The following is a 19533-nucleotide window of genomic DNA, read 5'->3' as shown; positions in this document are numbered from 1 at the left end:
GTCTCCAAAACCGCGTGCCGAGGGTTCGAATCCTTCTGCCCCTGCCACGAAAAAGCTCGCAACTACGTCGGTTGCGGGCTTTTACCTTTTCTTCGAAAACTGAAAAAAGCCGTTTCATAGTACGAAAATAGTACGAATTGAAAATTTTTTTGGCTGAGTTTTTCAGACTTTCGGAAAAATAGTACGAGTATAGTACGAGTGAGCCGTCAAATGACGTAGAATAGGCATTTTCTGTACTTGTTTTTATGCAAACACGATATTTATGTGGTTTTGAGCCGCAGGATTCTTTATTTTATTTTGAAGTGTCCTGCGGCTTTTTTTGTTTGCCTATGTATATGTGAGGTGTGAAATATATGCCCAAAACAGAATTTGACTATTATTACGGTGCAGAATTGGAGCAATTCTCTTTTGTTCGTGTTCCGAGGGTGCTGTTTACCGATAAGGAGCATTTCGGTAATTTATCCAATGAAGCAAAGCTTCTGTATGGTCTGCTGCTTGAACGAATGAGCCTTAGCAGGAAAAACAACTGGATCGACAAGCACAACAGGGTGTATATCATTTTCCCCGTAGAAGAAATTGAGGAGATACTTGATGTTGGTCACGAAAAAGCTCTTAATCTTCTCAAAGAACTTGACGATCAGTCGGGTATCGGGCTTGTGAAGAAGAAGCGGAGAGGTCTGGGCTTGCCGTCTATTTTGTATGTGAAAAACTTTATTATACATTGTCAGCAGAGTTTGGATAGCACTCCGACATCAAAAAGTACGGAAAGCGGAAGTCAGGAAGTCGGAAAATCGGACTTCTGCAAATCCGAAAAACGGAATTCTTGAAGTACGAAATTCGGACACTAATTATATTGATAAGAATAATATTGAAATGAGTTATATTGAAGATCAATCCGTCAATCGTTCACGGGCAGGCTTTCAGAATTTTTCACCCAGAGCTGTTGAAAATGACGGATTGATTGACGGGATAGACAGAACTGCTGTTGAAGAAGCTGTAAATGTTCAGATCGACTATGACTGTTTTGTATATCACCCCGATGAATCGGTTGTGAAAATGGCAGAGGAGATAAAGGGCTTAATGGTTGATGTTCTCTGTGGGGAGAGAAGTGTGGTTTCCGAGGGCAGGCGTATTTCGGAAGAAACGGCAAAGTCGGCTTACGGAAAGATAACATTTGAACACGTTCAATATGTTCTGCAAAGTCTTGTGAGCTATCCCGAAAAGATAAGCAGGATTGACCGATTCCTTACAACGTCGCTGTTTAACTCGGTTTACACTCTGACAAATGCGACCTTTGCAGGCTTTGAACACGATATGGGTATGAAGCTGCTATGATGATATGGAATTTTGAAAGGAATGAGGAAAGTGGCTGAACTTTTGTTGGTGGCAGCTTTATTTGAGATTTGCCGAAGAATGACTAAGCACAGGCTTAACGGCAGAAAAAAACACAGCACCCGTTATGAGTGCTGCGATAAGTGAATTGCTTGATAAATGGAAAGTTTTCAGTTAAGTTATAATAACTTGTTTTGAAAATAATCAGAATTCAAAATTGAATAGCACACCGCATCAAAAACTTGTCCATCGTATCTTGTAGAGCCTTGTTCTATTGTAATCTCATACTCAAACCCACATTTTTCAAGGACTTTTTTGGACTTATCATTATTAGGATAATGGAAAGCGGAAAGTAAATCTATATTTAATTCTTCAAACAAATATTCAATAATCCGTTTAACCGCCTCCGTCATATATCCGTTTCCCCAATAATCTTCGGATAAAACATAGTTAATAGTTTTAGCGAATAATTTACCACGATTATTGTCAGGATAAACCCTTATACTGCCAATTACTTTTCCAGTATCCCTTAGCTCAACAGCCCATCGTTCATCACTTTCAATATACTCATTCAAAACCTCGATAGAAGTATTTATGTTTGAATGAGGTTTCCATCCGCCGATGGTGACAGAAGGATTTTTCATAATATCAAATAAATCTTCAACATCATTTTTTTGCCATTCTCGTAAAAATAATCGCTCTGTTTCTAATGCTTTCATTTACAAACCACCTCAATGGTTATCGCAAAAATTTCGATTTGTCGGGCAGTTTATCCCGACCAATTTCCAAAACCATTATACCATATCCGCACAGAAAAACAAATAGAAAATCAAAAGAAAGGACAACAAACCAATGAGAAAGAATAAGAAATCCTGTTTCATCTCCGAATTTTGCAGGAACAACAATTTCCTAACGCTGGAGTTTTACAAAATGTTAAGCAGACACCCTGAGCTTGCAAAGAAACTGAAAACCAACTCCAAGGGCGAACGTGTGCTTGATGAAAAGGCAATAACGGCGGCAGGGTAGTAATTAATGATCGATCTTACCTGATCTTTGCAAAAAAAGTCGATAAGTATGTTTTTTATGAAGTTGTATCTTCGAGCATATGAGTTTTCAACACGGATAAGCTCAAAACCGTGCTTGCGACATATCTCATTTTTAGCTCTGTCACGCCGCTTTACTATCTCGTCGTCAAAATGTTCTTTTCCATCAAACTCGATCGCAAGCAGAGGAAACTCCTGATTTTTAAATGGTTTTTCATAAACGACAAAATCAAATCAGCCTGAGTAAAACAGTTTCTCATGTGCGAGGTTTTCGTTAAACACTTGTGAAATAGCAACCTCTCGCTTTATCGTGCATTTTCCGCTTCATATGGAGCAGTGTTCTTGTAGGTCGTTGTATCGTCAGGAATTTCATAGAATACAAGCGGATTGAGATTTTTGGCGGTGGTCATTACATTAAGTCTGCCGTTATAGTACTTTTTATTATTGAAGTTAATAATGTTCTTGTCGCAGCGATAGTGATAGCTAAGAAGTATTTCATCGCTGACTGAATCACAGGCGAGAAATGTTTTGCAGATAGAGTTTTTATGTAGTCGTATTCCTTTGATACGAAATACTTTTTTCTCAAAACAGCGTTGTCCGAAGGGTCAAGAAGAATAACGGGATTAGGCTGCTGAGACGCATGATTCTCGCAGGGTCCTGATTTATTTTTAGGTAGCGGATGGTTTTACGCTTGCGTTTAATAAATGTTTAAGAAAAATACATCTATGTTTCTTGAAATTAAATGTATTTTATAGTAAAATCATAGTATAGGGAATTGTTGCAATGAAGCGCTTGAAAATCTTTCAGGTGCTTTTTTTGTTGCCTAAAAAAGTAAAGCAATGCAAGGTATGTATTGATACATTGGGAGGAACAAATATGATTATTACTAATGAAAGGCTTCATCATCTTGGCTGTTATCCTAAAGAATTGGGGAAATATGTTCTGCTGCCCGGTGACCCAAGGCGTGTTGAGATCATAGCTCAGGAGCTTGATAAGCCGAAATTTGTGGCTGACAAAAGAGAGTTTATGTCATATACAGGTGAGCTTTGTGGCGAAAGGGTCTCGGTGGTGTCAACTGGTATTGGCGGACCATCAGCGGCGATAGCTTTGGAGGAGCTTTGTGACGCTGGCGTGCATACAGTTATAAGGGTCGGAACTTGTGGCGCTCATCAACCTGAACTTGTGCCGGGTACTCTTATTATACCAAACGGTGCGGTAAGGTCTGAGGGTACTGCTGACAGCTATATGCCCAAACAGTTTCCGGCTGTGCCGAGTTATTCGGTGATGAAAGCTTTGGAAAATGCGTCAAAAAAATTAGAGTTGACTGTCGCTGTCGGAGTAGTTGACAGTAAAGATTCTTATTATGGTCAGCATCGACCCCGATCAATGCCGACCCGCGATACGCTGGAGCGCAATATGCAAATGTGGCAGGAAGCCGGAGTGCTGGCCTCCGAAATGGAGTGTGCGTCAATTTTTGTGGTGTCGGCGGTGAGAAAAATTCGCTGTGGCGCTGTGCTGAACCTTTGCCGAAATCTGCTCCGTGAAAAGGCAACAGGGCTTATGAATACGGATTTTGATACTCACAACGCTATTAAGACAGCGGTGGAGGCTTTAAAAATTCTTATCAAAGAGGATAAAGATAAGCTTTAAGAAATGATAAGGAGTGAGAAAAATGCTTGACAGCCGGGAAGCAATATGTAAAAGCTGCGAAGATAGAGGCACTGCGGAGTGGATATCTGCCCTTTATGACCTTATGGACGATAATGTCAAGGGTAATGCTGCTTTGGTGAAAAAGCATTCGGGTGATATGCTTATAAAGTCGGGGGAAAGATGCGAGGCGGTCTATTTTTTGCTAAAAGGCACGGCAAAGATATACAAGGAGCTTCCAGACGGCATTTTGTATGAGATCGCAAGTGTTCGTGCCCCTTGTTTGATGGGAGAAACGGAGGCTATCACGGACGAAGAGTTTTCACGAGGAACGGTATGTACTGAAAGTGATGACGCTCAGCTTATATATATGCCGAAGGAAGTGTTCTTACATTGGCTTCATTCAAGCAATAAGGCGCTTTTTAGCATAACACGGCTTATTAATTATATATAAAAACTTCTCTCAGCAGAACAAAGATCGTGCAATGCTCTTTTCTCACGGTTATCAACGTTTGGCATATAGGCTGCTTTCTTATTATGAGGATATGGGGGGATGTGGAAAGGTCTGTCTTAATATCCCACGTGAGCGGCTTTCAGAGGACACGGGCTTAAATATCCGATCAATAAGCCGTGCCCTTAACAGGCTGGAAGAACAGGGGCTTATTACAAGACAGGGACGGCTTATCGTGGTGGATGGTGAGCAGGCAGACAAAATGAAACTCAGCGTTTACAGCGAACTTAATGAACAGAAAAGGCAGTTATAAAATGAGATGTAGTGAACAGCGTCCTTGACGTTCCATTTATTTTGTTCGTTGTATTGATAAGATAAAATTATATAGGTTGATATGATCAAATCGTTAAAAATGCAAAATTGCACAAAAAAGCACGAAAAAAATATGCATAATTTATCTTTTAAATAGGACATTTGTCCTTTTTAAAAGATTCAAAACGAGTATAATATAAAACATAAGATACAGCAAGGCAAATGAAAAAATCATTTGACCGCAAAGTGAGGTAATAAAAATGCCCGATATCAAAAAAAGCTTTCCTTATGTTTTGATAACAGCCTTTTGCTTCGGCACAATGGAAACGGCGCTGAAGCTTGGCGGAAGTACATTCGATCCGATACAGCTCACATTTCTGAGATTTTTTATCGGTGGTGTGCTGCTGATACCGTTTGCGGCGGCAGACCTCAAAAAGCGAAATTACCGCCTGACAGCAGGTGATATAATTTATCTCGTGATACTCGGTCTTGTGTGTGTATGCTTTTCGATGACGCTGTTTCAGATCGGTGTTATGAAAACAAACGCAGCGCTTGCCGCGTTGATAATAAGTGCAAACCCGGTTTTCACAATGGTTTTTGCTCACTTCCTTACAAGCGACAAATTCAACAGAAAAAAGCTTGTTGTGCTTATCATCTGCATTGCAGGACTTGTAGTGGCAGCTGATCCGAAAAAGCTTTTTTCGGGCAACAACATTTCGGGGCTTTTCATCGTGTTTGTTGCTTCCATTGCCTTTGGACTTTATACCGCACTTGGAAAAAAGCGTATCACAAAGATCGGTGGCTGGTCTCAGAACTGTTTCAGTTTTCTATTTGGCTGTGCAGGACTTCTGATCTATCTTTTGATCTCCGGCAGACCGATAGTTAAAGGCATATCTCTTTCCTCAGCACCGCTTCTCCTCTATCTTGGGATAGTGGTCACGGGAATAGGCTATATCGCATTTCTCAAGGCGATCGCCGCAGGCGGTCCTTCGGCGGCTTCGGTATCCTTTTTTATAAAGCCTGTTATCGCAATGACGGCAGCTTATATATTTCTCCACGAAGCTGTTACCCCGCATATGATCGCAGGTGCGGTGCTTGTAATATGCGGCTCGGCAATAAATATCATACCATTCAGGTCAAAACGTTCATCACAGGCTTTGCAAGCCAAAGCATAGAACAATACATACAATACACCATATCAACATTTCAATAATACGATTTGCTACAATTCAATGAAAGGACGCTGTTTATTATGACTACAACTGCAAAGACAAATGAAAAAAAGATCGCTGAAATTATCGCAGAGCTTTCCACGGAACTTAAGTTCGAGGATCTGCCCGACTATGCGGTGGCTCACGCAAAGACGCTGACACTTGACGTGCTTGCTTCAATGGTTGGCACACGAAATATCATCACAAGCAAAATCGCAAGAGAGACCGATGAGGAGCTTGAGGGTTCCGCTGAATGTACTATTGTTGGCTCGTCAAAGAAGGTTTCTGCACCGAATGCGGCTTTCGCAAACGCTATCCAGTGCTACGGCTACGATTTCGTTGACGATCACAACGAGTCGAATGCTCATCCGTCGCCTGCTACATATCCTGCAAGCTTTTCACTTGCCGAGAAGCTCAAAAAGAGCGGCAAGGAGTTCATCGAAGCCGTTTGCTTAGGAAATGAGGTCGTTTGCCGACTTGGCAGTGCATATCTTGGCGATATGTACTATCAGGGCTTTCACCCTACAAGCACCTGCGGTTCAATGGGTGCGGCTGTCAGCGCTGCGAAGCTAATGGGCTTTGACAAGCAGAAGACGGTTTACGTTCAGGGTATTGCAGGAAGCACTGTTGCAGGTCTTATGGCTTGGAATTCTGAGGGTTCCTTCACAAAGCGTTTTCAGGCAGGTCATCCAGCAATGAACTCTATCATTGCCGCATATCTCGCTGACAAGGGCTTCAATGGCCCGCCTGATATCTATGAGGGCAAGGACGGGATCCTCCACGCTTATTCATATTACGATCATTTCGACACAAAGTTCATTACAGAGGGCTTAGGCGATAAGTGGGAATTTGCTTCATCAAGTATCAAGGTATATCCTTGCTGCCGTTATTCAGGCGGACATCTTGACGCTTGTCTGGATATCGTTGCAAAGCACCACCCAAAGGCAGAGGACATTGAAAAGATCGAGATACGCTCATCGAAGTATACAATGAGACTGCTTGCAGAAGAACGCAAGTGGCACCCTAAGAATATCGTTGATCTCCAGTTAAGTATGCCTTTCCAGGCAGCTATCGCTTTTGTGAACGGCAAGGTAACAGTTGATGAGTTCGACGTCAAGTATATTGACGATCCGCTGGTAAAGAAGCTCATTGCTTCAACAACGGTCGTTGAAGACCCGGAGTTCGAGGCAAGATACCCTGAGCATTATTCAAGCGCTGTAAAGATCACAATGAAAGACGACACCGAGTATGAGTCGGTTATCGATGACCCAAAGGGCGACTGGAGAAACCCTGTTACATTTGAGGACGTAAAGAACAAATTCAGAACTCTTGCAAACAGAGTTTACAGCGACCCTGAGAGAACTGAAAAGATAATCTCCTACGTTGAGAATTTGGAAGCTCAGAAGGATATGTCAGAGCTTATGAAGCTTGTAAACGACGCAGGCTGAACCTAAAAAATAAAGACTACGCAATGGAGCGCAGAAGGAAGATGCAGCAAAGCAGCTTTCCTCTGCGCCTTTTTTATTCAGAAGGAGTTGTTTTGTTTGAAGACGCAAATACTTATCAAGGACGTCAGTATGACCTATCTTAATGCCAAGGGCGAACCTACCGAGGCACTTAAAAATGTCAGCTTTAACATTGATAAAGGTGATTTTATCTCACTGGTCGGTCCGTCGGGCTGTGGCAAAAGCACAATGCTCAGAATAATCTGTGACCTTTTGCAGCCCACAAAGGGCGAGGTCATTATAAGCGGATACACACCGAAAGAGGAACGTCTCAGCCACTCTTTCGGAATGGTGTTCCAGAGTGCAGTATTGTTTGATTGGCGGACTGTGAGAAAAAATATCTACCTGCCGCTGGAGCTGCAAAAGATGAGCAGGAAAGAACAGAAAAAGCGTTCAGACGAGGTGCTTGAGCTTGTGGGTCTTACCGATTACGCTGACCATTATCCATATCAGCTCAGCGGCGGTATGCAGCGTGTGGGTATCGCAAGAGCGTTAGCACTCGATCCGCCTATACTTTTAATGGATGAGCCTTTCTCAGCTCTTGACGAGTTCACAAGAGAGAAGCTAAATGACGATATACTGAAAATATGGAGACAGACCCACAAAACCGTTATTTTCATTACCCATAACATTCAGGAAGCTGTCTATCTTTCTGATAAGGTGGCAGTGTTCTCGCCTCACCCAGGCAGACTTTCCGCAATGGTGGATATAACTCTTCCGAGACCGAGAAGAAAGGAAATGCGATATACCCCTGAGTGTAACGCACTTGTAGAGCATATCAGAGGCTGCTTTGAAGGAGTGTGACAAATGTGAAAGAAAAGAAAACCAACAAGACTATCTCTGTCATTGTCTGTCTTGCACTTCTTATGGGACTATGGGAGTTTGTGGCATTCTATCTTGACAAGATGCTCAAAGACCCTATGGCGGTGAAGAAGCTGCCATATCTCCATTCAGTGATAGCAAAGATATTTACCGACTTTGACAGCCTTTTTTCAGCAGTGATGTTCACATTCACAAAGGCACTACAGGGCTTTGTGATCGGTTCGGTAATAGGCATTTGCATTGCTATATTTATGAGCTTTCACAAGTCTTTTGAAAAGATGATACTTCCTTATATGATCGTCTTGCAGATGATACCTATACTGGCTCTTGCACCGATCGTTTACACGGTGGTAAGGGACTCGGGAATGTCAAGAACGGTGCTTGCGGCGTTCATAACGTTCTTTCCGGTCGCAGTGAATATGTATCAGGGTCTGAGAAGCGTTGAAAACGACAAGAAAGACCTTATGAGGATACTTGCCGCAAGGCGTATAACAGTTTACACAAAGCTTATGTTCCCATTTTCAAGACAGTATCTTTTCACAGGCTTGAAGCTTGCCGCTCCGAGCGCCGTAACAGCAGCGGTGCTGGTTGAGATGATGGGTTCAAGCGAGGGCATAGGTTTCAAGATACTCAGTTCGCTTTATTATGGTGCAACAGGTGCAATAAACTTCTGGGCTTCAGTGGTAATGGCTTCGCTTATGGGCATCTCAACATATCTGCTGGTGGTGCTTATAGAAAAGCTCACGACACCAGGCGTTATAACACTTAAAACATTCAAAAGAAAGAGAGGTGCGGAAAATGAGCAAAGCTAAACGCCTTTGGAAAAAGACGCAGGATATGATACTTTCGCTTGTGCTGGGCGTGATAATAATTTTCGCTTGGCAGCAGGGAGGACTTCATTATATACTTGGCTTGAAGCCTTATCAGCTTTCATACCCTTCCGATATCATACGCACCCTTGACGATGATCTCTCGGTAATAATGTCAAACACGGTGTGGACGCTTAAAGAAGCCGTTGTGGGAATATTAGTTGGTTCGCTTATCGGCTTTGTTATCGCAGTATTTGCAGCAGCGTTCCCGAAGCTTGGCGTGGGCGGAATAAGCATTGTCACCGCCGTGAACGCTATCCCTATGATAGCAATGGCTTCGATCATGAACAATTGGTTCGGAATGGAAATGGCTTCAAAGGTGGCGGTCGTTGCAGTATTCAGCATGGCCTCAATGACGCTGAATGCTTATAGAGGTATGACTGAGCTTCCGCCATTCTCAAAGGATCTTATGCAGATATGTGCGGCAAGAAAGATCGAGACTTTTTTCAAGCTCCGGCTTCCAAATTGTCTGCCGTATATGCTCACAGCCTTGAAGGTCAGCACCACAACAGGACTCATGTCTGCAATATGCAGCGAGTTTTTCACTTCTTACAAAGGCATAGGCTATCAGCTCACAGCTTCAATAAAGCTTTCGCAGATGTCCGTTGCCTGGGCGTATATCTTGGTCGCTACCCTCTGCGGTGTACTTATGTACGCAATTATTTCGATCATCGAGCGTGTTGCTCTTAAATGGCACGCTTCTCAAAGGTCTTAAAGCTGTAACAGATAGTTATAGTGATAGTAATAAAAAGCAAACACCCATTTTTAAATTTATAAGGAGAGTCTATTATGAAAAAAGTATTGATGAAAACATTATCGGCCCTGACAGCAGGTATCCTTCTTTCGGCAGGTCTTACTTCCTGCGGCAGTTCAGAGGGTTCAAGCAATGCCACAGTAACAAAGAACGGCAAGACGCTTACAACAGTGGATTTCCAGCTCAAGTGGCTGCCGAGCGTTCAGTTTATGGGATTTTATGTGGCTTATGAAAAGGGCTATTATGAGGACGAGGGCATTGACCTTAACATCATCTCAGGCGGAAGCGATATCGTTTCTGCACAGCAGGTATCTATCGGTGCTGCCGATATCGGTATCGCAAACCTCTACGGTCTGCTGCCATACGAGGAACAGGGGTATCCGATTGTTGAAATAGGACAGGTGTTCCAAGAGGGTTCGCTTATGCTTTGCTCAAAGGCGTCCTCTGGTATCAAGACATCTGAGGACTTAAAGGGCAAGAAGATCGGCGCTTGGGTCGGAACAGCAGATTATCCTATTTATTCGCTTCTGGATAAGGTAGGACTTGACAAGGATAAGGACTGCACTATCGTAAGTCAGGATTACACAATGGACGCACTTCTCAATGATGAGATCGACGTTGCCAGTGCAAATATCTATAACGAGTATATCGTATTGCAGGAATCGGGACTTTCAAAAGACGATATCAACGTGATAAACTTTGAAGATTATGATTGCGGAATGCTCGAGGACGCTATAATTGCAAATACAGACTGGGCTGCACAGGACGGCAGCGACAAGCTTATGGAAGGCTTTATGAGAGCCTCCATGAAGGGCTGGTCAGACGCCTGCACAGACCCTGAGGCAGCTGCCGAGATCGTATGGAACTATGTAGATCAGAGCAGTACGACACTTGAGCATCAGAAGGCTTCCGCCAAGGAAGTTGCTTCACTTGCAGCGCCTGACGGAACAGAAGCAGAGAAAATGCTCAGACTTGGCGACGATAAGATAGGTTCAACTGTTGACGCTTGCCTTAAATTCGATATCATCAAGGAAAAGCCTGCAAAGGTATATGATGACAGCTATTGGAAGGCAGCCGTTGAGGGTCTGAAGTAACCAAACAAGCTAAATTCCTCCATGATATATACAGCCCGAGCTATCTCTTCCGCTTTTGCCTATGGAAAGAGACGGCTCGCAAAAGGGGCTGGGTAAAAAATAAGCAGGAAAGAAGAATGATTTATGGCAAAGACTAAAAAGACTTTGCACAAGCAGGACAAACGCAGTAAAAGGATCGTTTTTGTTTCAAACTGTCTGCTGAACGCCAATAACAAGGTGTTTGAATTTGCGAGATACAGCGGAATGTTCTCCGATGTGGTGAAGATACTTGATAAATACGGCTTCGGTGTTATGCAAATGCCCTGTCCAGAGGTTTTGCATATGGGCAACCAGCGCTGGTGGACAAGCCGAAATCTTTACGACAACGCAGGCTACCGCCGCCTTTGCAGACAGCTTGCAGCACAAACGGCAGATTATATTGCAAATTACTACAAGGTCGGCTATGAAGTCACCGCCATTCTCGCCTGCGACGGCTCGCCAAGCTGCGGCATAACAAAGTCGAGCTTCTGCGAGGATTGGGGCGGCAGACCGAAAGAAGTCCCCAGAGTGCTTGTTGACAAGCCGGGGATATTTATGGAAGAGCTGTTGGGAGAGCTTGCAGACAGAGGCCTTGAAGCACCCCCGGTATACGGTCTTATGATGGACGACAGAGAAAAGTCAACCGATGATATCTTGCAGGAATTTGACGATTACATCAGCCACCGAACAGATGCTTTCGGCAAAATACAGACCAACGCAAAAAATAAGATATAGTATTTGGAGTTGAGATATATGTCAGCAACACTCAGAACGAATTTCGCAGGGATAGAAATGGACAGCCCATTCATTCTTGCTTCTGCACCGCCAACAACAAATTTCGATCAGATCGCAAGAGCCTTTGAAGCAGGCTGGGGCGGTGCAGTTTTAAAGACTGCTCAGTATTCCCCTAGGTTCATAAAGCGTAACGTCAACCCGAGGATAAGGGCGGTGAAAAGAAACGGAAAGGTAGAAGCTTTCACGAATTTCGAGATCGGAAGCCCAAAAACTATCGAAGAATTTGTCAAGGGTATACGTTGGCTAAAAGAAAGATTTCCCGAAAAGGTGGTGATATCCAGCCTTATCCATTCTGACGAGCTGCACGAAAGCGAGTGGAAAGAGCTGACCAAAGCCTTTGATCAGGCAGGTGCGGACGCTTTCGAGCTTAATCTGTCCTGCTCCCACGGACAGGCTGAGAGCGGCGGTGGAGCTGCTATCGGTGCAAATGACGTTATGATAGAAAAGGTGGTGGGCTGGGTAACTTCCACCACTTCAAAGCCTGTTATGCCAAAGCTTACAGCACTCACCGCTGATCTGCCTTCAAAAGGTCTTGCGGCAAAACGTGGGGGAGCGAGAGCGCTCACAGCAATAAATACCATAAGCTCTCTTCCGGGCATTGACCTTGAAACAATGGTGCCTTTCAACAGCGTTGACGGCAAAAGCGCCTTTCAAGGTCTGAGCGGACGACCTCTCAAGCCCATAGCTTTGCGAAGCGTTGCACAGCTTTCAATGGCAACGGGTCTGCCTATATCGGCAACGGGAGGCATATACGATTGGCACGATTGCGCAGAGTTTATTGCCGTAGGTGCGACCACCTTACAGGTGTGTTCGGCAGTAATGGAAAGCGGTTATGGCATTGTGAAAAAATGTCCAAAGGGCTTGTGAAGTTTATGGAAAAGTCTGGCTATGAAACTATTTCAGACTTCTGCGGAAAGGCTCTTGGAAATATCGTAAAGCACAACCAGCTCAATAGGGCATATAAAATGTGCGCCTGCGTTGACACGGAAAAGTGCATAGGCTGTGGAAGGTGTAAGATAAGCTGTGCAGACAATGGCTACAGCGCAATAGATATCACGGACAAAAAAGCCTTTTGCAGCAAGGAAAAATGTGACGGCTGCGGACTTTGCTCACAGATATGTCCTGTTGGTGCAATAAGAATGGTGAGAAAATGAAAGCTTTTAATGACCTGAATATCTTAAATGCAAAGCTTTGCGACAAAAGTGGCTTAAGAAACGCTCATATCGGCATAAAGGACGGTTTCATAACGCAAGTTGCTGAAAATAGCACAAAGCTTGGGGACGCAAAGCAAAGTGCGGATCTTTCAGGGCGGCTTATTATCCCTGCAATGATCGACACCCACACCCACATCAGGGGCGGAGGATTTTCTTATCGTGAGGACTTTCGATCGGGCTCGACCGCTGCGGCGTCCGGGGGTGTGGGAACGTTCTTTGAAATGCCGGGCGGAAAGACCCCTGTGGTAGACAAGGCTTCGTTTGAAAAACGCAGGTCGGAAATGCTTCGTGACAGTATAACAGATTTCAGATTGTATGCCGGAGCAGGCTTTGATAACCTTGATAAGCTTCCCGAACTTGCGGCTTGCGGAGCGGTGGGCTTCAAGACTTTTATGAACCCGCCGCTGAAAGGTCGAGAGCGTGAATTTGTGGGGCTTTGCGCTCCTGACGAGCAGGCACTTGAAAAAATAATGGCGGCGGTGAAGCAGACCGGCCTTTCGCTTACTATCCATTGTGAGGACTATGACATCATCACCCGTGAGACCGCAAGGCTTGAAGCAGAGGGGGCAGACGGTGCAGAAGCATATTTCCGTTCACACCCTGATATCTCCGAGATAAAGGCGGTGGAAACAGCCATAAGGTGCGCAGAGAAAACAGGCTGCAAGGTCAATGTCGCCCACGTCAGCACAGCAAAGGCTGCAAGGCTTATTACAGCCGCAAGGCAGCGAGGGGTAGATGTCTGCGGCGAAACTACTCTGCATTATCTTTTCTACTGCGATGAAGATATGGCGTGTCAAGGGGGATATGCCCGAATGAAGCCACCGTTCAGGATCCGAGAAGATCGTGACGAGCTTCTTGATATTGTGGAACACAGCGACTTTTTCTATATTGGCAGTGACCACGCACCTTTCACCGCAGAGGAAAAAGCCCCCAATGGCTCCGTATGGACTTCGGCTGATGGGTTGCCTGGAATAGAAATGTCCCTGCGGCTGCTTTTGGAGCTTGTCAAAAAGGGCAGGCTGACTATAGAAAAAGCGGCGGAGCTTAGTTCATATAATGCCTGCAAGCGTTTCGGTATAATGGATAAAGGTCTTATAAAAGAGGGCTTCAAGGCCGATCTTGCGGTGCTGGATATGAACTGTCAGCCATATGTTATGAATGAGAAAAATATGCTGACAAGAGCCTCTCACAATGGAGTGATATACGGCAGCACAAAGCTTCACAGCAGGGTCGAGGCATTATATGTAGGCGGAGAAATGGTCTGGGAATATAAGATGTATGGGTGACCTGTGGACGTCCGTAGATTGACAATTTTATTTGCGGTGTAAATTTGGCATTGTATCAAGAATAAATTAGAAAAGAGGAAATAATATGAGAAATGCTCTTTTATCAAATAAAAACAGAATGCAGCGCAGGATAGACGAGATAAGCTCATTCACGGAAATAGACGGTGAGATCACAAGGCGAACATATTCCGCCGCTTGGGCGGATGCTGTTGACTATCTCAAAAAGGAGTTTGCTCTTGCAGGAATGACTTGCCGAATGGACAGCTTTGGAAATCTTATCGGCCGTTACGACCCTTTGGGCAGCAGCGAAAAGCCTTTTGCCGTGGGCTCGCACCTTGACAGCGTGAAAAACGCAGGCAAGTATGACGGCGTTGCGGGCATTGTCTGCGGATTGGAAATGGTATCGATGCTATACGAAAACGGCATTGTGCCAAAGCACCCTATAGAAGTCATCGCCACCGCTGATGAGGAGGGCGCAATTTGTCAGAAAGGCTATTTCGGTGCAAGGTTTATGACAGGGGATATGACGGCGGAGCAATGCCTTGGATTTAGAAATGCTGAGGGCAAAAATGTCGCAGACCTGCAAGGGGATTGCAGACTTTTCAAAGACAACACATTTGGCAGCGACTGCGGCTGGGCAAAGAACTGTTACAGAAGCTGGCTGGAGATACACGTTGAGCAGGGAAACGTCCTTGAGACCGAGCATAAGCAGGCTGGGATAGTCTGCGGAGTTGTGGGCATTGGCAGGATATTTGTGAAATTCACAGGCAGCTCAGACCACGCAGGCCCTACGCTTATGAAGGGCAGACAGGACTCACTTGCGGCAGCGGCGGCGCTCATAACCCACGTCTGGGAGAAGGGTCAGAAAAAGAGCGGCGACCTTGTTTGCACAGTGGCAAGACTTCACAATAGTCCGAATATCCACAATGTTATCTCTGGAGAAACAGAGCTTGTGATAGATTATCGTTCTGCAGACGACAGCTTATCACAAGCAACGGCGGCGGAATTCAAAGCCTTTGTGAAGAGCCTTGAAGAAAGCTACGGCGTAAAGACAGAGATAACAGCCGAAACGTATACACCGGTCAAGCTATTTGACAAGGATATGATATCGGCAATAAAAGCTCTTGAAATGCCTGACACAATGGAGCTTTACAGCTGGGCAGGTCATGACGCAAAGGCTTTTGCAAATTTTATCCCAACGGCGATGATCTTTATGCCGAGCATTGGTGGAAAAAGTCATTCTCCCCTTGAATTTACTCCTATAGAAAGCTTTGAACTTGTGTGCAACAGTGCAGTGAAGCTGTTTTTATAAGGACGGTAAAACTATCCGACAGGGGTGATAAAAATGAGCAAAGTCAGAATTGCAATGGTACAAACAGCTTCAAAGCTGCTTGACAAGGAGTATAACCTTGACAGGGCGGAAAAGCTTATAAGAAGCGCAACAAAACAGGGTGCACAGATAATGTGTCTGCCTGAGCTTTTCGGATGTGGATATTTTCTTCCTGTGCTTGGTAAGCACCTTAAAGAGCTTTGTGAAGAGCGTGACGGCGAAACTGTCACAAGGCTGAAAGGGCTTTCAAGAGAGCTTGGCGTTGCCATATGCGCCGGGGTAATGCTTCGGGCTAACAACGGCGGAGTGCTCAACGGTGCAGTTCTCACTGATAAAAACGGACAGGCTTATTTTTATAGCAAACAGCATATGTTCGGCGACGAAGGAAAATATTTTACATCTGATGGCGGCTATATCACGGCGGAAACCGGCTTCGGCAAGGTGGGCGTGATAATATGTTTTGACAATAATTTTTCCGAGCCTGCGGCGGAATGTGCCAAAATGGGTGCAGAGCTGGTGCTTTGCCCCTGCGCATGGAGAGAGCAGGACAAGGCGCTTTTCAAGGAAATGACCACTTCCCACGCAAAAGAGAACGGAATTTATCTTTGTTCGGTAAATATGTTTGGTCAGTTTGAGAAACTGAAGCTTTTCGGTGGAAGCATTATCGCAGACCCTTTGGGCAATGTTATTGCAGAATGTTCAGAGGGGGAGCAGGTAGCCATTTGCGATATCTGTTTGCAGCCGGATAACCGTGCTTTGAAGGAATGATCTATTTTACACTAAGACGGCTATGAGATAGAAGAGCCTACAGAAGAACAGCTTGCGTGGATAATGCGTGATATTCCAGGGGAGGCAGGCTAGTCTGCAGTGATGACACTGCCTATATCAATGTCGTTTTCTCTGAGATATCGGTCAGCTATTTTCAACCATTTTTGTGTGCCGTCAGAGCTTTCGATCAAAACACTGCACATGAGTTCGCTGTCCTCCGGTATGCCCTCGCAGCCGTAATCCTCTTCACTTATGTCTATAACTTTGTATTTCATGCTTTCAAGACCTTTCCGGTGTGATATTGGTGATACTATAATTATAGCACAGCATTAATTTTTTTCAAGAGAAATATACTAAGCACGGCACATGACCGTGCTTTTTTGTTAGGTCGATTGTTAATAAAATGTAAAATATCTCTACAACCTGTTGACTTGGAGCTAACTCCAGGTGGTACAATATAAGTAAGCTAAAGCTAAGAAAAATTATAAGTAAAACAGGAGGAAATGAAAATGTATCTTGAAAAAATAAACTCACCTGCTGACGTTAAAAAGCTCACTGTTGATGAAATGACAGCGCTGGCTGAGGAAATGAGAAAGGCTCTGCTTTTCAGGCTCAGCAAGCATGGCGGACATTTTGGTCCTAACTTCGGCATGGTGGAAGCCACTATCGCAATGCACTATGTTTTTGAGTCCCCTAAGGACAAGATAGTTTTTGACGTTTCACATCAAAGCTATCCGCATAAAATGCTCACAGGCAGAAAGGAGTCCTATCTTGACGCTGACAAGTTCGATGATATCTCAGGCTACACAAACCCGGAGGAGAGCGAGCATGACTTTTTTACGGTTGGCCATACTTCCACTTCTGTGAGCCTTGCAAGCGGTCTTGCAAAGGCCAGAGATCTCAATGGCGAGGAGGGCAATGTTATCGCTGTTATAGGCGACGGCTCTCTCAGCGGTGGCGAAGCTCTGGAGGGTATCGACTTTGCAGGGGAAATGGATACAAACTTCATAATCGTTGTGAACGATAACGATATGTCTATCGCTGAGAACCACGGTGGTATGTACAGAAATCTCAAGCTTCTTCGTGATACCGAGGGCAAGGCTGAGTGTAACCTTTTCAAGGCAATGGGTCTTGACTATGTTTTCGTTAAGGACGGCAACGATATTCTTTCGCTTATTGAGGCTTTTGAGGGCGTAAAGGACAGCAAAAAGCCTGTTGTCGTTCACATTGTAACACAAAAGGGCAAGGGCTATGCTCCTGCGGAAAAGGATAAGGAAACATGGCACTGGCATATGCCCTTCGACCCTGAAACAGGCAAGTCCCTTTACAATTCTGAGGGCGAGGATTACGGAACTGTTACCTGCAATTATCTCCTTGAAAAAATGCAGGCTGACAAGTCCGTGTGTGCTATAACCTCCGCTACTCCGACGGTTTTCGGCTTCACTCCTGATGTCAGAAAGAAAGCAGGCAAGCAGTTTATGGACGTGGGCATTGCAGAGGAACACGCAATGGCACTTGCCTCAGGTATAGCAAAGAACGGTGGGAAGCCTTTCTACGGCGTTTACAGCTCGTTCTTACAGCGTACCTACGATCAGCTTTCTCAGGACGTTTGCATAAATAAAAGTCCTGTTACAATAGCTGTTTTTGCGGCTTCGGTTTACGGCATGAGTGACGTTACTCACCTTGGAATTTACGATATACCGATGATATCAAATATCCCTGAGCTTGTTTATCTTGCACCTGTAACAAAGGAAGAATATCTTGCAATGCTGGATTGGTCCCTTGAACAGAACGAACACCCTGTTGCAATAAGAGTTCCTGCAAGCCTTGTTTCAGACGGCAAGCCTTTCACAAAGGATCTTTCAAAGCTCAACAAGTATGAGATGACACAGAAGGGAAGTCAGGTTGCTGTTATCGCACTTGGCTCGTTCTACGGCATGGGCATTGAAGCCGCAAAGCTTATCGAGGAAAAAACAGGTGTCAAGGCTACTGTAATAAACCCTTACTACATCACAGGCATTGACAAGGAAATGCTTGAAAGCCTTAAGGCTGACCACAAGACGGTTATCACTCTTGAGGACGGTGTTCTTGAGGGCGGCTTTGGCGAGAAGATAGCAAGATTTTATGGCGACAGTAATGTAAAGACCCTTTGCTTTGGTCTTGAAAAGAAGTTCTATGACCGCTATGACCCTGCCGAGGTGCTGAAAGAAAATCATCTTACCCCTGAGCAGATAGCCGAGGACGTTATAAAGACACTTTAGTAAATTTTGTCATTAAGGAGCTTGCTTTGGCAGGCTCTTTTTTCTTGATTAATAATGCAAATCGTGATATACTATAATAAGTTTAGAAACATCAAGGAGAGAGAAAAAATGCTATTTAGTGAAGAGGCTATCGGCTTTTTGTTTGAAAATCATACGAGAGATAGTAAGGAATGGTTCAAGGAGCATAAGGCGGATTATCACAGGCTTATAGAAGAGCCTTTTGCGGAGCTTATCACTGCGCTTACGCCCATAATGAACGATATTGACAGCAGGATAGTATGCAACCCGAAAAAGATATCAAGACTTTACAAAGACGCACGTTACAACAAGGGCGGACCGATATTCAGAGAGAGCGTGTGGTGTTCTTTGAAATGCCAGCGTGACAAAAGCGAATATCACCCTATGCCTGAGTTTTATTTCTATATCTCTACCCACGGTTTCGGCTATGGCTGTGGATATTACAAAACCGACAGAGAAAGCATGGACGAAATGAGGGCGATGATACTTGCAGGGGCGCAGGAATACAGAAAGGCTTGCAAGGCGCTGAAAGACAACAGCAAGTTCGTTTTGTTCGGTGACGAGTATAAGCGTGACCATTTTCCAAATGCCAGCCGTGAGGACGCTTTGTGGCTTAATAAAAAGGATATAGGCGTAAGCTTTGACAGTGAAGACCCTAAGCTGCTTTTCAACGTGAACTTGCTGGACACAGTATGCAGTGACCTTGCTTCTCTTGGAGATGTATACAGATTTTTTATGAGGGCGGAGGATAATATTTTGCAGAAAAAAGTAAAATAACGGAGAAATTGTGTCTTGTTTGAGAA

General features: G+C 44.5%; 21 protein-coding genes. 19 read left to right on the top strand and 2 right to left on the bottom strand.

The annotated features are described in order from the left end of the window. The first annotated feature begins 353 nt into the window (after nt 1-353). Both DW015_RS10200 and DW015_RS10195 read left to right on the top strand, forming a co-directional pair. The gene (locus DW015_RS10200; RefSeq protein WP_117905572.1) at nt 354-827 is read left to right on the top strand and encodes a replication initiator protein A; all 474 of its coding nucleotides are present in this window, start codon (nt 354-356) and stop codon (nt 825-827) included. Between the two features lie 46 nt (nt 828-873). After that, nucleotides 874-1335 carry a DUF6017 domain-containing protein gene (locus DW015_RS10195; RefSeq protein ID WP_242993270.1) on the top strand — a complete coding sequence of 154 codons (462 nt, stop codon included), beginning with the start codon at nt 874-876 and terminating at the stop codon, nt 1333-1335. Between the two features lie 176 nt (nt 1336-1511). On the opposite strand, the gene DW015_RS10190 is transcribed toward DW015_RS10195, so the two are convergent. Then, a complete protein-coding gene (locus DW015_RS10190; protein WP_117905571.1) occupies nt 1512-2051 on the bottom strand; it encodes a GNAT family N-acetyltransferase in 540 nt (179 codons plus the stop codon). A gap of 1200 nt (nt 2052-3251) precedes the next feature. Between DW015_RS10190 and DW015_RS10180 the strand changes: the two genes are divergently transcribed. The 15 genes from DW015_RS10180 to DW015_RS10110 all read left to right on the top strand — a co-directional run bounded on the left by DW015_RS10180 (nt 3252) and on the right by DW015_RS10110 (nt 16451). Further along, nucleotides 3252-4025 carry a nucleoside phosphorylase gene (locus tag DW015_RS10180; protein ID WP_117905576.1) on the top strand — a complete coding sequence of 258 codons (774 nt, stop codon included), beginning with the start codon at nt 3252-3254 and terminating at the stop codon, nt 4023-4025. Between the two features lie 22 nt (nt 4026-4047). After that, nucleotides 4048-4476 (top strand): cyclic nucleotide-binding domain-containing protein, encoded by a 429-nt coding sequence (locus DW015_RS10175; RefSeq protein WP_117905570.1) that lies wholly within the window; start codon nt 4048-4050, stop codon nt 4474-4476. A gap of 31 nt (nt 4477-4507) precedes the next feature. Further along, nucleotides 4508-4786 carry a helix-turn-helix domain-containing protein gene (locus tag DW015_RS10170; RefSeq protein WP_117905569.1) on the top strand — a complete coding sequence of 93 codons (279 nt, stop codon included), beginning with the start codon at nt 4508-4510 and terminating at the stop codon, nt 4784-4786. Nucleotides 4787-5045: 259 nt separating this feature from the next. Continuing rightward, nucleotides 5046-5960 (top strand): DMT family transporter, encoded by a 915-nt coding sequence (locus tag DW015_RS10165; protein WP_117905568.1) that lies wholly within the window; start codon nt 5046-5048, stop codon nt 5958-5960. Between the two features lie 77 nt (nt 5961-6037). Continuing rightward, complete coding sequence (locus tag DW015_RS10160; RefSeq protein ID WP_117905567.1) at nt 6038-7444, top strand: MmgE/PrpD family protein; 1407 nt, start codon at nt 6038-6040, stop codon at nt 7442-7444. A gap of 129 nt (nt 7445-7573) precedes the next feature. Continuing rightward, nucleotides 7574-8305: an ABC transporter ATP-binding protein gene (locus DW015_RS10155; RefSeq protein WP_117905575.1), complete on the top strand. Its 732-nt coding sequence runs from the start codon at nt 7574-7576 to the stop codon at nt 8303-8305. Nucleotides 8306-8310: 5 nt separating this feature from the next. Further along, the gene (locus DW015_RS10150; RefSeq protein WP_242993269.1) at nt 8311-9135 is read left to right on the top strand and encodes an ABC transporter permease; all 825 of its coding nucleotides are present in this window, start codon (nt 8311-8313) and stop codon (nt 9133-9135) included. Continuing rightward, entirely contained in the window at nt 9122-9907 is a 786-nt protein-coding gene (locus DW015_RS10145) for an ABC transporter permease subunit (protein ID WP_117905566.1), read from the top strand. Before DW015_RS10150 ends, DW015_RS10145 begins: the two co-directional genes overlap by 14 nt. Before the next feature lie 74 nt (nt 9908-9981). Beyond that, nucleotides 9982-11040: an ABC transporter substrate-binding protein gene (locus DW015_RS10140; RefSeq protein WP_117905565.1), complete on the top strand. Its 1059-nt coding sequence runs from the start codon at nt 9982-9984 to the stop codon at nt 11038-11040. Nucleotides 11041-11163: 123 nt separating this feature from the next. Then, entirely contained in the window at nt 11164-11793 is a 630-nt protein-coding gene (locus DW015_RS10135; protein ID WP_117905564.1) for a CD3072 family TudS-related putative desulfidase, read from the top strand. A gap of 18 nt (nt 11794-11811) precedes the next feature. Further along, a complete protein-coding gene (locus tag DW015_RS10130; protein ID WP_117905563.1) occupies nt 11812-12720 on the top strand; it encodes a hypothetical protein in 909 nt (302 codons plus the stop codon). Next, nucleotides 12702-13007: a 4Fe-4S dicluster-binding protein gene (locus DW015_RS10125; protein WP_117905562.1), complete on the top strand. Its 306-nt coding sequence runs from the start codon at nt 12702-12704 to the stop codon at nt 13005-13007. The genes DW015_RS10130 and DW015_RS10125 overlap by 19 nt, the downstream gene beginning before the upstream one ends. Continuing rightward, the gene (locus DW015_RS10120; protein WP_181979905.1) at nt 13004-14353 is read left to right on the top strand and encodes a dihydroorotase family protein; all 1350 of its coding nucleotides are present in this window, start codon (nt 13004-13006) and stop codon (nt 14351-14353) included. The genes DW015_RS10125 and DW015_RS10120 overlap by 4 nt, the downstream gene beginning before the upstream one ends. Nucleotides 14354-14438: 85 nt before the next feature. Beyond that, nucleotides 14439-15665, top strand: coding sequence for a Zn-dependent hydrolase (locus tag DW015_RS10115; protein WP_117905560.1), 1227 nt, complete (start codon nt 14439-14441; stop codon nt 15663-15665). A gap of 33 nt (nt 15666-15698) precedes the next feature. Further along, complete coding sequence (locus DW015_RS10110; protein WP_117905559.1) at nt 15699-16451, top strand: carbon-nitrogen hydrolase family protein; 753 nt, start codon at nt 15699-15701, stop codon at nt 16449-16451. An 89-nt stretch (nt 16452-16540) separates the two neighbouring features. On the opposite strand, the gene DW015_RS10105 is transcribed toward DW015_RS10110, so the two are convergent. Beyond that, nucleotides 16541-16726: a hypothetical protein gene (locus DW015_RS10105; protein WP_022288254.1), complete on the bottom strand. Its 186-nt coding sequence runs from the start codon at nt 16724-16726 to the stop codon at nt 16541-16543. A gap of 234 nt (nt 16727-16960) precedes the next feature. Between DW015_RS10105 and DW015_RS10100 the strand changes: the two genes are divergently transcribed. Together DW015_RS10100 and DW015_RS10095 are read left to right on the top strand one after the other, a co-directional pair. Further along, the gene (locus tag DW015_RS10100) at nt 16961-18712 is read left to right on the top strand and encodes a 1-deoxy-D-xylulose-5-phosphate synthase (protein ID WP_117905558.1); all 1752 of its coding nucleotides are present in this window, start codon (nt 16961-16963) and stop codon (nt 18710-18712) included. Between the two features lie 108 nt (nt 18713-18820). Beyond that, the gene (locus tag DW015_RS10095; protein WP_181979904.1) at nt 18821-19507 is read left to right on the top strand and encodes a DUF2461 domain-containing protein; all 687 of its coding nucleotides are present in this window, start codon (nt 18821-18823) and stop codon (nt 19505-19507) included. Nucleotides 19508-19533 lie beyond the last annotated feature (26 nt).

Origin of the sequence: Ruminococcus sp. AF37-20, from assembly GCF_003460465.1 — a bacterium.
GTDB classification, from domain to species: domain Bacteria; phylum Bacillota; class Clostridia; order Oscillospirales; family Ruminococcaceae; genus Hominimerdicola; species Hominimerdicola aceti.
This window is presented reverse-complemented; position numbering and strand designations above follow the sequence as displayed.

What these genes read in the sequence shown, in the direction of transcription:
- DW015_RS10110 (WP_117905559.1), top strand. Translation starts at nt 15,699, where the DNA reads ATGAGCAAAGTCAGAATTGCAATGGTACAAACAGCTTCAAAGCTGCTT.
- DW015_RS10190 (WP_117905571.1), bottom strand. Translation starts at nt 2,051, where the DNA reads ATGAAAGCATTAGAAACAGAGCGATTATTTTTACGAGAATGGCAAAAA.
- DW015_RS10125 (WP_117905562.1), top strand. Translation starts at nt 12,702, where the DNA reads ATGTCCAAAGGGCTTGTGAAGTTTATGGAAAAGTCTGGCTATGAAACT.
- DW015_RS10170 (WP_117905569.1), top strand. Translation starts at nt 4,508, where the DNA reads ATGCTCTTTTCTCACGGTTATCAACGTTTGGCATATAGGCTGCTTTCT.
- DW015_RS10195 (WP_242993270.1), top strand. Translation starts at nt 874, where the DNA reads ATGAGTTATATTGAAGATCAATCCGTCAATCGTTCACGGGCAGGCTTT.
- DW015_RS10155 (WP_117905575.1), top strand. Translation starts at nt 7,574, where the DNA reads ATGACCTATCTTAATGCCAAGGGCGAACCTACCGAGGCACTTAAAAAT.
- DW015_RS10180 (WP_117905576.1), top strand. Translation starts at nt 3,252, where the DNA reads ATGATTATTACTAATGAAAGGCTTCATCATCTTGGCTGTTATCCTAAA.
- DW015_RS10100 (WP_117905558.1), top strand. Translation starts at nt 16,961, where the DNA reads ATGTATCTTGAAAAAATAAACTCACCTGCTGACGTTAAAAAGCTCACT.
- DW015_RS10095 (WP_181979904.1), top strand. Translation starts at nt 18,821, where the DNA reads ATGCTATTTAGTGAAGAGGCTATCGGCTTTTTGTTTGAAAATCATACG.
- DW015_RS10165 (WP_117905568.1), top strand. Translation starts at nt 5,046, where the DNA reads ATGCCCGATATCAAAAAAAGCTTTCCTTATGTTTTGATAACAGCCTTT.
- DW015_RS10145 (WP_117905566.1), top strand. Translation starts at nt 9,122, where the DNA reads ATGAGCAAAGCTAAACGCCTTTGGAAAAAGACGCAGGATATGATACTT.
- DW015_RS10135 (WP_117905564.1), top strand. Translation starts at nt 11,164, where the DNA reads ATGGCAAAGACTAAAAAGACTTTGCACAAGCAGGACAAACGCAGTAAA.
- DW015_RS10115 (WP_117905560.1), top strand. Translation starts at nt 14,439, where the DNA reads ATGAGAAATGCTCTTTTATCAAATAAAAACAGAATGCAGCGCAGGATA.
- DW015_RS10140 (WP_117905565.1), top strand. Translation starts at nt 9,982, where the DNA reads ATGAAAAAAGTATTGATGAAAACATTATCGGCCCTGACAGCAGGTATC.
- DW015_RS10160 (WP_117905567.1), top strand. Translation starts at nt 6,038, where the DNA reads ATGACTACAACTGCAAAGACAAATGAAAAAAAGATCGCTGAAATTATC.
- DW015_RS10130 (WP_117905563.1), top strand. Translation starts at nt 11,812, where the DNA reads ATGTCAGCAACACTCAGAACGAATTTCGCAGGGATAGAAATGGACAGC.
- DW015_RS10200 (WP_117905572.1), top strand. Translation starts at nt 354, where the DNA reads ATGCCCAAAACAGAATTTGACTATTATTACGGTGCAGAATTGGAGCAA.
- DW015_RS10105 (WP_022288254.1), bottom strand. Translation starts at nt 16,726, where the DNA reads ATGAAATACAAAGTTATAGACATAAGTGAAGAGGATTACGGCTGCGAG.
- DW015_RS10175 (WP_117905570.1), top strand. Translation starts at nt 4,048, where the DNA reads ATGCTTGACAGCCGGGAAGCAATATGTAAAAGCTGCGAAGATAGAGGC.
- DW015_RS10120 (WP_181979905.1), top strand. Translation starts at nt 13,004, where the DNA reads ATGAAAGCTTTTAATGACCTGAATATCTTAAATGCAAAGCTTTGCGAC.